This is a genomic window from Mycobacterium helveticum (assembly GCF_007714205.1).
Classification (GTDB): Bacteria; Actinomycetota; Actinomycetes; order Mycobacteriales; family Mycobacteriaceae; genus Mycobacterium; species Mycobacterium helveticum.
Window position 1 is genome coordinate 56870 of sequence record NZ_VMQU01000008.1, and the last position, 11406, is coordinate 68275.

The following is an 11406-nucleotide window of genomic DNA, read 5'->3' on the forward strand; positions in this document are numbered from 1 at the left end:
AGCCGGCGCTACCCGGCGGGGCGGGTCCACACCCGGGTGACCGGGTCGCATTCGAGCAGGTGCCCGTCGTTGGAGGTGGTCATGGCGAACGCCGGAAGCCCGGGGCGGTCGCAGGAGCTTCCGGCGGCGTGCACCCCGTTCGTGATGGGGGCCCTGGCCCAGGCGTTGCCCTCGCACACGATCTGCTCGTTGTTGGTCGGGTCGTAGGCCAGCTTGTCGATGTCGGCGCACAGCCCGCCCAGGACGGGCGGCGCCCCCGGCGCCGGGAGCGGGTTCGCGGCGCCGGCCGCCCCGGTGGGGTCGGCCGGGTGCACGCCCGGCGGCACGCCACCGACCCGGGTGGCCACCACGGGTACCCGCACCACCGCTCCCCGTGCGCCGCACTCGTTGCTGAGCACGGCCTCGGTGACCGTGCCGCGCAGCGTCCCGCCGGCCTGCGGCGCCAACGACCATGCGATGGTTTCCTGCTGGGTGGCCCGGGTTCGCCCGTCGGGCTGCGTGCAGCCCACCCGCTGCTGCTGCGGGGTGCCCTGCCAGTAGCCGCCGACGAAGCGCAGCGTGTCGGTGTGGCCGCCGCCGGTCGTGGCGGCCGTCTGGTGAGTGGCGTCGTCGAGCCGGGTCGCGGTGGCCGCGCACCCGTTGGTCGTGCACGCCGAACGGAAGGCCCACCAGTCGGCGCCGGTCCCGTCGTGACGAATCGGGATGCCGTTGGCGGTCTGCTTGCCGTGGTCGTAGGTCAACCGGTAGGTGCCGTCCAGCGCCGGCCCGCCGGTTCTCGCCGGCGGTGCGGCGCCGGGCACCGGCACGGACGGCTTGGCAGCGAGCGCCGGCGCCGCCGCCGGCGGGCTGTCGGGCTGGACGGAATACAGGATCGACCAGGTCGCCGCCACCGCCGTCAGCACGGCGCAGACCAGGGCGGTCGCCCACCGGGCTCGGGGCGAAAACCGCCGGCTCATGGCGGTGGCGGCGCCGAGCGGCCCGGGCCGCCGGGATGGCGCGAACCCGCCGGACGCGCCCGCACGGGCGGCCCGGTCGACGCGCTCGCCGACGGCGGTGGCGAACTCCCGGCACCGCTCGAAGCGCTCGTCGGGCCGTTTGGCGAGGGCCTTGGCGAACACCTCGTCGAGGTACGCGAGCTCCGGTCGGGCATCCCCGAGCCGGGGCGGGGCCTCGTGCAGGTGCTGGCCGATCACCGCGACCGGGTTCGGGTGCCGGAACGGCGGCGCGCCGGTGAGCAGGTGAAAAGCGGCCGCCGCCAACGCGTATTGGTCGGCCCGGCCGTCGATCTTGGCGCCCGTGAGCTGTTCGGGGGCGGCGTAGGCCACCGTGCCCACCGCGACATTGGTCTCGGTGATGCCGCTGATGTCGCCCAGGTGACGCGCAACGCCGAAGTCCGCCAACAGGATCCGGCGTTCCCCGTCCTCGGGATGGGTGAGCAGGATGTTGGCCGGTTTGACGTCGCGGTGCAGCAGGCCGCGATCGTGGGCGTAGTCGAGTGCGCTCGCGACGGCGTGCAGGATCGCGCACACCTCCTCGACCGGCATCCCGCGCGGGTGCCGCTCTTTGACCAGCCGGGCGGCGTCGGTGCCCGCCACGTAATCCATCGAGATCCACAGCTGGCCGTCGAATTCGCCGCGGTCGTGCACGCCGACGATGTGCGGGTGCCACAGTGTCGCGGCGAGATCGGCCTCCCGGTTGAATCTTTCGCGGAACTCACGGTCCGCCGTGACCGCTTCGGCGAGAACCTTGATCACGTCGCGGCGCGGCAGCCTGGGGTGCAATGCCAGGTACACCTCGGCCATGCCGCCGGCGCCCAGCTGCCGCAGGATCGTGTAGCCGGCGAACGGCTCCCCGCTGTGCACGGCCAGCGACGAGCCCCCGTCCTCGCCGGGCCGCCCGGCCGCCGGCGGCGCCGCGGCGGGGGTCGAGCCGACCGGCGGGATGCGGCGGAACAAGTGCGCGACGGTCGCCGACGGCAGCGAGTGAAAGCCCGCGCGCAGGGCCGCCCGGGCCTGCCGCGGGTTGCTCAGCAGCCGTCGTCCGCCGTCAAGCCGCCGGGTCGTTCCCTTGTCCATCTACGCCCTCCCCCTCATCGCCCGGCGCCGCGCACGGGCGGTGCCGCAGCGTCCGGGGAATCGTTGTCCGGCACGGATCTTCCGGCGTACCCCACCCCTGCATCATGCCGAGCCTTCGTGGGCGATTCGTCGCAGCCAGCTATGAAACAGCTATGAGTGGGCGGGCCGGAAACAAAGCGAAGTCACAGGTGCTTCCGGCCGAACCACTCCCTCCACGGACCGATACTTGAATGGTGAGTCGACCCGCCCCGCCCATCCTGACAGTTCGGCACGAGGGCTCCCGGGGAGGCTCCCAATTCACCTTCGCCGCCGGCCACGAGGTGGTCGTCGGGCGCGACGCGCACGCCGACGTGCGCATCCCCGACCCGCGTATCTCGCGCGCACACCTGATCCTGCGGTTCGATCAGGGCCGGTGGCTGGCGATCGACAACGGTTCCCTGAACGGCACCTATCTCAACGGCTACCGGATGCCGGTCATCGACATCCACGACGGCCAGAGCATCCACGTCGGCAATCCGCGGGGGCCCAGGCTGACGTTCGCGGTCGGACCGCGGCTGGGCCGGACGGACCGCCCCGCCGGGCGACGGTCGATGCGGGACTCGGGGCCGCCCACCCTGGCCTGGTCCGTGACCGAACTCACCGGTCCCGTGCGGCGACCGGGGCGGCCCGCTCCCCCGCCGCCCGGGAGGACGCCGCGAATGCCGCCGCCGCAGGAGCTGACCGCGGTCGACGCCGGGCCGGTGGACGACGGACCGGAGCGCCCCGGGACGACGCCCCCCGGCGAGTTCACGGTGATCAACGCCAAGACCGCCGACGTCTCGGGTCTGGCGACCCGAATGGTGAACATCCTCAGCCCCCGCGGCCCGGGGACCCGCGGGCCGCACAACCGGGCCGGCGCGATCACCGTCGGGCGTGCCGCCGACAGCGACATCGTCGTTTCCGACGTGCTGGCCTCCCGCCACCACGCGACGCTGGCCCGGACGCCGCTGGGCACCGAGATCCACGACCACAGCGTCAACGGGACGTTCGTGAACGGCACCCGGGTCGGGTCGGCGATCCTGGCCGACGACGACGTCGTCACCATCGGCAACGTCGACCTGGTGTTCCGCGCCGGCACCCTGGTCAAACGCGGCGACGCCGGGATCCGCGGCGGCGGGCTCGAGGTGCGCGGGGTCAGATACGTCGTCGCCGGCGGCAAACAACTGCTCGACGACATCTCCCTGACCGCGCGCCCCGGGACGCTGACCGCCGTCATCGGCGGCTCCGGCGCGGGCAAGAGCACGCTGGCGCGGCTGATCGCCGGCTATACCAGCCCCACCTCCGGCTCGGTCACCTTCGCCGGCCACGACATCCACGCCGAGTACGCCTCACTGCGCAGCAGGATCGGCATGGTGCCCCAGGACGACGTCGTGCACCGCCAGCTCACCGTCAACCAGGCCCTGGGCTACGCCGCCGAACTGCGCCTGCCCCCCGACACCACCCAATCCGACCGCACCAAGGTCGTCGCCCGGGTGCTCGAGGAACTCGACCTGACCAAACACGCCGACACCCGCGTCGACAAACTCTCCGGCGGCCAGCGCAAACGCGCCTCCGTGGCCCTCGAACTGCTCACCGGCCCCGCACTGCTGATCCTCGACGAACCCACCTCCGGGCTCGACCCCGCCCTCGACCACCAGGTCATGACCATGCTGCGCCAACTCGCCGACGCCGGGCGCGTGGTCATCGTGGTCACCCACATGCTGTCCTACCTCGACATCTGCGACCAACTGCTGCTGGTGGCACCGGGCGGCAAAACCGCCTACTGCGGCCCACCCGAGCAGATCGGCGACGCCATGGGCACCACCAACTGGGCCAAGATCTTCACCCGCGTCGGCGCCGACCCCGACGAAGCCAACCGCCGCTTCGTGGCGCACCGGGCCGCCGGGCGACGGCCCCAGAGACTCCGGCCCGACCACGACGAGCCCGGCGACCTGGGCGAACCGGTCCACACCAGCCTGCGGCGCCAGATCTCCACGATCGCCCGCCGCCAGGTCCGCCTGGTGGTCGCCGACCGCGCCTACTTCGTGTTCCTGGCGCTGCTGCCGTTCATCCTCGGTGCGCTGTCGCTGACCGTCCCGGGCACCCACGGATTCCACGTGGCCGGCCCCGACGCCGGCACGCCCGACGAGTCGGCCCAGATACTCAACCTGCTGCTGCTGGCGGCGGCGTTCATGGGCACCGCGCTGACCATCCGCGACCTGGTCGGCGAACGCGCCGTCTTCCAGCGCGAACAGGCGGTCGGCCTGTCCACCACGGCCTACCTGCTCGCCAAGACCGCGGTGTTCTGCGCGTTCGCCGTCCTGCAGTCGGCGATCACCACGACCATCGTGGTGGCCGGCAAGGGCGCGCCGACGCGGGGGCCGGTGCTGCTGGGCCACGGCACGGTCGGTGCGACCGTCGAGTTGTTCGCGACGGTCGCGGCGACCTGCGTCGCCTCGGCGATCCTCGGCCTGGCCATCTCGGCGCTGGTCCGGTCCAGCGAGCAGATCATGCCGCTGTTCGTGGTGTCGATCATGGCGCAACTGGTGCTGTGCGGCGGGATGGTTCCGGTCACCGGCCGGCTCGCCCTGGACCAGCTCTCCTTCGCGGTGCCCGCCCGTTGGGGCTACGCGGCGGCCGCGGCGACCGTCGACGTGCGGCACCTGGTGCCCGGCACGTTGCTCGCCCAGGACCGGTTCTGGCGGCACACCGCGGGCACCTGGCTGCTCGACATGGGGATGCTGGCCGCGCTGTCGGTGTGCTACGCCGGCTTTGTCCGTTGGAAGATCCGGCTCCGCCGCTGACCGGTAGGGTCGAACCATCCACGCGACCAAGCACGAGACGTTCGACCTGCTCGCCCGCACCAACACCGATCCCAAGGGCATCGTGCGGACCGTCGACGAGTACGCGGTACACCCGTGGGGCCTGTACGTCGCCCGGCCCACGCCGGGCCGCGCCCAGTTCCACTACCTCGAGTCGTGGCTGCTGCCGTCACTGGGGCTGCGGGCCACGGTGTTCCACTTCAATCCCGGCCACGAACGCGACCAGGACTACTACCTCGACGTGGGCGACTACGTCCCCGGCCCGCAGGTGTGGCATTCCGAGGACCACTACCTCGACATCGAGGTCCGCACCGGGGCGCGGGCGGCGCTGCTCGACGTCGACGAGCTGCTCGATGCGGTACGCCACGGCCTGCTGACCCCGGAAGTCGCCGAGCGGGCGGTGCGGCACGCGGTGGACGCCGTCGACGGGCTGGCCCGCAACGGCTATGACCTGTCCCGCTGGGTGGCCGGCAAGGGCATGCGCCTCACCTGGCGCGGGAGGTCACGATGACTTGCCCGGCGTCGCGCCGTTGGCCCTGCCACCGTCCTCGTTGACCAGGTGCCGTATCTCCCGCTCCCACTGCGCGTCGTGGGCGCGGTCGAAGCACCAGCGCAGCACCGCCAGGACCGTGCCCGAGCACATCACCGCCACCGCGCCGATCGACACCGCCACGGTGAGCGCATCCAGGACCGGACGCAACGGCGCGGAGTGGACGCGGTCGCCGTGACTGTCGACCCAGATCTGGATCTGGTCACCCGGCCGCACCGCGCCGCTCCACTGGAACGTGTCGGTGTGCGCGGCGGCACCGGCAGTCCAACGCGCCCGCACCACAGGCATTTCCGAGCCGTCGAAATTCGCGACCGTACCGACCTCGAGGACCGTCGCGCTCACCAATTGGCGCGTCCGGGCCACGACGGCGTCGGCGCGACGCTCGGAGTCGTGTACCTCGGTGCCCACCGCACCGGCGACCGCGATTCCCGCGAGCGCGACCACCACCATCGCCAGCACGGCCAGCACTTCGATGCGGTCGCTGCGCCGCAGCAGCGGATTGCCGGCGAACAGCCGGCCGATCCACCAGCGGCGCGGATCCACGGTGAACGTCTGCACGACAACTCCTACACCCACCACGGTTATGCCCCCATTCTGCGCCGCCCGGGGCGACGCGTGCAGGGCCGAAAGACATCTGGCCCACATTCCGGGTCCGTCGGCCCGGGTCCGGGAAAGCGTGGCTGCGGTTGCGCCGCAGGGACCCGCGTCGCTGCCGCCCCAAGGGCCGCCGGGCGAGCACAATGAACGTCTATGACCGATCTCGCCGGTCTCCCCGACTCGGTGCGCCGCAGGCTGCGCACCGAGTCGGTCCCCGAGTGGCGGGCCCCCACCCTGGCGACCCTGACCGAGAAGCGGTTTCGTGACCCGCGCTGGATCTTCGAGCGCAAGTTCGACGGGATGCGGTGCCTGGCCTTTCGCGACGGCGACCAGGTCCGGCTGCTGTCGCGAAATCACCAGCCGCTCAACGGAACCTACCCCGAGCTGGTAGACGCGCTGGGCGCCCAGCGCACCACCCGCTTCGTCGTCGACGGCGAGGTGGTGGCGTTCCGGGGGCGGCGGACCAGCTTCGCCCGGCTGCAGGGGCGCCTGGGCATCACCGACCCCGCCGCGGCCCGGGCATCGCGGGTCCGGGTCTTCTACTACCTTTTCGACCTGCTGCACCTGGACGGCGAATCCACGACGGAGGTGCCGCTGCTCTGGCGGAAACGGCTGCTGCGCGGCGCCATCGACTTCGGCGGTCCGCTGCGCTACACCCCCCACCGCGTCGGGGACGGGATTGCCGCCTACCGTGCGGCGTGCGAGCGCGGCGACGAGGGGGTGGTCGCCAAACTGGCCGACTCGGCGTATGACGGCCGGCGCTCGCCGCATTGGCTGAAGTTCAAATGCGTGCGCGACCAGGAGTTCGTGGTCGGGGGCTACACCGCCCCGCAGGGCCGCAGGGTCGAGTTGGGCGCCCTGCTGCTCGGCTACCACGAGGGTCGGGAGTTGCGCTACGCGGGCAAGGTGGGCACCGGCTTCGACGAGGCCACGCTGGTGCGCCTGCACGAGCGGCTGGCGGAGATCGAGCGGGACTCGTCGCCGTTCGGCACCCCGGTGCGCGGCTCCGGCATCCACTGGGTGCGCCCGGAACTGGTCGTCGCGATCGGGTTCACCGAGTGGACGCGCGACGGGAAGCTACGCCATCCGCGCTACCTGGGCCTGCGCACCGACAAGGACCCCGCCGACGTCGTCCGGGAGACACGCTGATGGCGCGCGCCCGGGTCGAGATCAGCCACCCGGACCGGGTGCTGTTCCCCGCGGACGGGATCACCAAGGGCGACCTCGCCGACTACTACGGCGCGGTCGCCGGCGCGATGCTGCCGCACCTGCGGGGCCGCGCGCTCACCGTGCAGCGGTTTCCCCGCGGCATCGGCGAACCGGGCTTCGTGCAACAGGATTTCGCCGACTCGCTGCCGGCCTGGATGGGGCGCGTCGAGGTCGCCAAGGCGGGCGGCACCGTGGTCCATCCGCTGGCCGAACGTCCGGAAGCGCTGCGCTGGCTGGTCAATCAGGACTGCATCACGCTGCACGCGTGGCAGTCGCGGCGGGGCCGGCTGAACAACCCCGACCGGCTGGTCTTCGACCTCGACCCCTTCGACGGCGACTTCGCCGTGGTGCGGGCAACGGCTCGCGCGGTGGCCGGGGTGCTGGAGGATCTCGGTTTGATCGGCTACGTGCAGACCACCGGGTCACGCGGGCTGCACGTGGTGGTGCCCGTACGCGCCGACACCGACTTCGGCACCGCACGTCAGTTCACCCGCGACCTGGCCGACGTCGTCGCCGCCGACGACCCCGCCCACCGCACCGTGGAGGTCCGCAAGGACAGACGCGGCGGGCGACTGTATCTCGACGTCATGCGCAACGCGTACGCGCAGACGGCGGTGGCGCCGTATTCGGTGCGTCCGCTGGCGCGCGCACCGGTGGCCACCCCGCTGGAATGGGAGGAACTGGACACCCGTGGCCTGCGGGCGAACCGGTTCACCGTCCGGGATTTGCCCAAACGACTTGCCGAACAACGTGATCCGTGGGCGGGCATGTCCCGGCATGCGCGTTCGCTGAGCGGCCCGTGCGAGCGCCTGGCGAAACTTCGTGCCTGAACTGCCCGGCGCCGGGCCTCAAGGCCGCCAGCCGCAGCCGTCGGCCCAGTCCCACGCCCGCGGGTAGGCGTCGAGGAGCCAGGGCCGCTTGGCGTCGGCGTAGCGCGCGGGATCCCCGTGCGCGCCGCTCTCGGCGGCACGCTTGACGCCCAGGTACTCCTCGCGCACCCCGGGATCGGCCACCAGCCAGTCGGTGAACAGCAGGGCGAACTGCTGCCCCGGCCAGCCGTCCACCCGGATGTGCACATTGGTCGGCCGGCCGGGATCCGCCGAAGCGTGAATCCGCTTCTGCCACAACGTCGGATCGTCGCCGTGGTCGAAGCGCTGCACGGTGCTGCGGGCCTCGGCCCCGGGCACGTCGGCGGTGATGTCCTCGAGGCGCGGGTAGCCGGCCGACAACAACGGCTCGGCGAGCTCGTCGGCCACCGCGAGCGACTCCACGGTGATCTGCATGTCGATGACGTCCCTGGCGTACCAGGCGGGATACCCGGAAACCGCGGTGGACCCGACGTGGTCGACCCGCAACGCCTTGTGGCCGCAGGTGGTCTGCAGCCGGGCCCGGATTCGCCGCGCCTGCTCCGGCCACGTCGGGTCGGCCGGCACTAACCGCGCCGGGGCGCGCACCGCCCGGCGCGCGGTCAGGTTGTGGGCGAACGGCAGGATCCGGTCGTTCCAGACGTCGCGGGCACGCCGCTCCAGCTCCGCCGGGCTGCCGGAGTTGTCCAGCCAGACGTCGGCGACCGCGCGGCGCTGCTCGTCGTCGGCCTGGGCGGCGATCCGGGCGCGGGCGTCCCCCTCGGCCATGCCGCGCTGCTCGACCAGTCGCCGCACCCGCACCTCGACGTCGGCGTGCACCACGACGACCAGCGCGAACAGCGGCGCCAGCCCGGATTCCACCAGCAGCGGGATGTCCTCGACGACGACGGCATCGTCGGGCACCGCCGCGATGATCTCCGATCGCCGCTTGCCGACCCGCGGGTGCACGATCCCGTTGAGCGTCTTGCGTGCGTCGTCGTCGCGAAAAGCCTTGGCGGCCAGGCCCGGACGGTCCAGCGCCCCGTCGGGCAGCAGGATGTCCGCGCCGAACGCGTCGACGAGGGCGGCCAGGCCCTCGGTGCCCGGCTCGACCACCTCGCGCGCGATCACGTCCCCGTCGACGATGACCGCGCCGCACTCGGCGAACGTGGCGGACAGCGCCGACTTACCGGCGCCGATGCCGCCGGTCAACCCGATGCGCAGCATCAGTGAGCGCGGTCAGGCGTTGCCGGCGAGCTTTTCCCGCAGGGCGGCCAACTGGGCGTCGCTGGCCAGCGACCCGCCCGCGGACTTCTCCGGGGACGCACCGCTGCCCGGCGACTGGTTGCCGCCGGCGTGCCCGGCCTCCTCGGCCGCGGCGAACTTCTCCATCTGCGCGGTGTGCATCTTGTGCTGGCGTTCGGCGTCGGCGTAGCGGGCCTCCCACTCGGCGCGCTGCTTGTCGAATCCCTCGAGCCACTCGTTGGTGTCGGCGTCGAAGCCCTCGGGGAAGATGTAGTTGCCCTGCTCGTCGTAGCTGTCGGCCATGCCGTACTTCGCCGGGTCGAACTCCTCGGTGTAGTCCTCGTTGGCCTGCTTGAGCGACAACGAGATCCGGCGGCGCTCCAGGTCGATGTCGATGACCTTGACCATCGCGTCGTCGCCGACGGAGACCACCTGGTCGGGCACCTCGACGTGGCGCTCGGCCAGCTCGGAGATGTGCACCAGACCCTCGATGCCCTCCTCGACGCGGACGAACGCGCCGAACGGAACCAACTTGGTGACCTTGCCCGGCACGATCTGGCCGATGGCGTGGGTGCGGGCGAAGTGGCGCCACGGGTCTTCTTGGGTCGCCTTGAGCGACAACGAAACCCGCTCGCGGTCCATGTCGACGTCGAGCACCTCGACGGTGACCTCGTCGCCGACCTGGACCACCTCCGACGGGTGGTCGATGTGCTTCCAGGAGAGTTCGGAGACGTGCACCAGACCGTCGACACCGCCGAGGTCGACGAACGCGCCGAAGTTGACGATGGAGGACACGACGCCCTTGCGGATGGTGCCCTTCTGCAGCTGGTTGAGGAACTCGCTGCGCACCTCGGACTGGGTCTGCTCGAGCCAGGCCCGCCGCGACAGCACCACGTTGTTGCGGTTCTTGTCCAGCTCGATGATCTTGGCCTCGATCTCCTTGCCGATGTAGGGCTGCAGATCGCGGACGCGGCGCATCTCGACCAGCGAGGCGGGCAGGAAGCCGCGCAGCCCGATGTCGAGGATCAGGCCGCCCTTGACGACCTCGATGACGGTGCCCTTGACGGCCTCGTCCTTCTCCTTGAGCGCCTCGATGGTGCCCCAGGCGCGCTCGTACTGCGCGCGCTTCTTGGACAGGATCAGCCGGCCCTCTTTGTCCTCCTTGGTGAGAACCAGGGCCTCGACCTCGTCGCCGACGGAAACGACCTCACTGGGGTCGACGTCGTGCTTGATGGAGAGCTCGCGGGCGGGGATCACGCCCTCGGTCTTGTAGCCGATGTCGAGGAGGACCTCGTCCCGGTCAACTTTGACAATGGTGCCTTCGACGATGTCGCCATCGTTGAAGTATTTGATCGTTTTGTCGATGGCGGCGAGAAAGTCCTCGCTCGAGCCTATGTCGTTGACGGCTACTTGCGGCGAGGTGACGGCGGGACTCGGCATGTGGTGGGTTGCTCCGGACAGGTTGCATCGTAGGGACAGTGTGAGATTTACCCGTCGAGGCTACTCGACACTGCACACGCTGGACAAACCCGGGCGGCGCGCCCGGTCCTCCGGGGCAAGTCGGCACGTCGCCGAGGGCGCGCGAGCCCCCTCAGAACCTGGCGATCAACACGACCCCGCACACCATGAGCGCACCCCCGACGGCCCGCCATGCGGTGATCGGGTGGGGATCCAGGCGAAGCCAGCCGAAATGGTCGAGGACCAACGACATGATGAGCGCCGACGTGACCGTGATGCCCATGAAGGTCCCCGCCCCGACCTTGTTGACCAGGGTGAGGCCCGCATAGACCTGGACGGCCCCGACGAGTCCGCCGATGACGGCCCACCAGGGCATCGACGCGATGTCCTTCGCGCTCGGCAACGGCCGGTGCACGACCAGGAACGCCGCGACGAAGAAGACCGTGATCACGGCGAACGACACCGCCGAGGCCAGCCACGGGTTGATCAGATGCTTGAAAAGCTGCCCGTTCATGGCGGCGCCGCAGGTCTGCAGCGCGCCGCCCAGGATGATGAACGGGATCATCCAGGTCGGGTTCATAGGGCTC

9 protein-coding genes are annotated in these 11406 nt (G+C 71.4%); 4 read left to right on the plus strand and 5 right to left on the minus strand.

Annotated elements, in window-relative coordinates; all coding sequences use genetic code 11:
* Window positions 1–8 precede the first annotated feature (8 nt).
* Window positions 9–2075, minus strand: coding sequence for a serine/threonine-protein kinase (locus FPZ47_RS03400; RefSeq protein ID WP_144949013.1), 2067 nt, complete (start codon window positions 2073–2075; stop codon window positions 9–11).
* A gap of 230 nt (window positions 2076–2305) precedes the next feature.
* Here FPZ47_RS03400 and FPZ47_RS03405 point away from each other — a divergent pair, with 230 nt between their 5' ends.
* Together FPZ47_RS03405 and FPZ47_RS03415 are read left to right on the plus strand one after the other, a co-directional pair.
* Window positions 2306–4897, plus strand: coding sequence for an ATP-binding cassette domain-containing protein (locus FPZ47_RS03405; RefSeq protein WP_144949016.1), 2592 nt, complete (start codon window positions 2306–2308; stop codon window positions 4895–4897).
* An 82-nt stretch (window positions 4898–4979) separates the two neighbouring features.
* Window positions 4980–5426, plus strand: a complete 447-nt coding sequence (locus FPZ47_RS03415) for a ribonuclease FAU-1 family protein (protein WP_144949019.1) — start codon at window positions 4980–4982, stop codon at window positions 5424–5426.
* Here FPZ47_RS03415 and FPZ47_RS03420 read toward each other — a convergent pair.
* Window positions 5418–6023, minus strand: a complete 606-nt coding sequence (locus FPZ47_RS03420; RefSeq protein WP_144949022.1) for an Rv1733c family protein — start codon at window positions 6021–6023, stop codon at window positions 5418–5420. The genes FPZ47_RS03415 and FPZ47_RS03420 overlap by 9 nt on opposite strands.
* Window positions 6024–6215: 192 nt before the next feature.
* Here FPZ47_RS03420 and ligD (FPZ47_RS03425) point away from each other — a divergent pair, with 192 nt between their 5' ends.
* A complete protein-coding gene (ligD, locus tag FPZ47_RS03425; RefSeq protein WP_144949025.1) occupies window positions 6216–7211 on the plus strand; it encodes a non-homologous end-joining DNA ligase in 996 nt (331 codons plus the stop codon).
* Window positions 7211–8101, plus strand: coding sequence for a non-homologous end-joining DNA ligase (ligD, locus tag FPZ47_RS03430; protein WP_144949029.1), 891 nt, complete (start codon window positions 7211–7213; stop codon window positions 8099–8101). Before ligD (FPZ47_RS03425) ends, ligD (FPZ47_RS03430) begins: the two co-directional genes overlap by 1 nt.
* An 18-nt stretch (window positions 8102–8119) precedes the next feature.
* On the opposite strand, the gene coaE is transcribed toward ligD (FPZ47_RS03430), so the two are convergent.
* The 3 genes from coaE to FPZ47_RS03445 all read right to left on the minus strand — a co-directional run bounded on the left by coaE (window position 8120) and on the right by FPZ47_RS03445 (window position 11399).
* Window positions 8120–9343, minus strand: coding sequence for a dephospho-CoA kinase (gene coaE, locus FPZ47_RS03435; protein WP_144949032.1), 1224 nt, complete (start codon window positions 9341–9343; stop codon window positions 8120–8122).
* Between the two features lie 12 nt (window positions 9344–9355).
* Window positions 9356–10801, minus strand: a complete 1446-nt coding sequence (gene rpsA / locus FPZ47_RS03440) for a 30S ribosomal protein S1 (protein WP_144949035.1) — start codon at window positions 10799–10801, stop codon at window positions 9356–9358.
* A 151-nt stretch (window positions 10802–10952) separates the two neighbouring features.
* Complete coding sequence (locus tag FPZ47_RS03445) at window positions 10953–11399, minus strand: DMT family transporter (RefSeq protein ID WP_144949038.1); 447 nt, start codon at window positions 11397–11399, stop codon at window positions 10953–10955.
* Window positions 11400–11406: the final 7 nt, after the last annotated feature.

Coding starts and splice junctions, on each gene's coding strand:
- FPZ47_RS03400 (WP_144949013.1), bottom strand. CDS start 2,075: ATGGACAAGGGAACGACCCGGCGGCTTGACGGCGGACGACGGCTGCTG.
- FPZ47_RS03405 (WP_144949016.1), top strand. CDS start 2,306: ATGGTGAGTCGACCCGCCCCGCCCATCCTGACAGTTCGGCACGAGGGC.
- ligD (WP_144949025.1), top strand. CDS start 6,216: ATGACCGATCTCGCCGGTCTCCCCGACTCGGTGCGCCGCAGGCTGCGC.
- ligD (WP_144949029.1), top strand. CDS start 7,211: ATGGCGCGCGCCCGGGTCGAGATCAGCCACCCGGACCGGGTGCTGTTC.
- coaE (WP_144949032.1), bottom strand. CDS start 9,343: ATGCTGCGCATCGGGTTGACCGGCGGCATCGGCGCCGGTAAGTCGGCG.
- rpsA (WP_144949035.1), bottom strand. CDS start 10,801: ATGCCGAGTCCCGCCGTCACCTCGCCGCAAGTAGCCGTCAACGACATA.
- FPZ47_RS03445 (WP_144949038.1), bottom strand. CDS start 11,399: ATGAACCCGACCTGGATGATCCCGTTCATCATCCTGGGCGGCGCGCTG.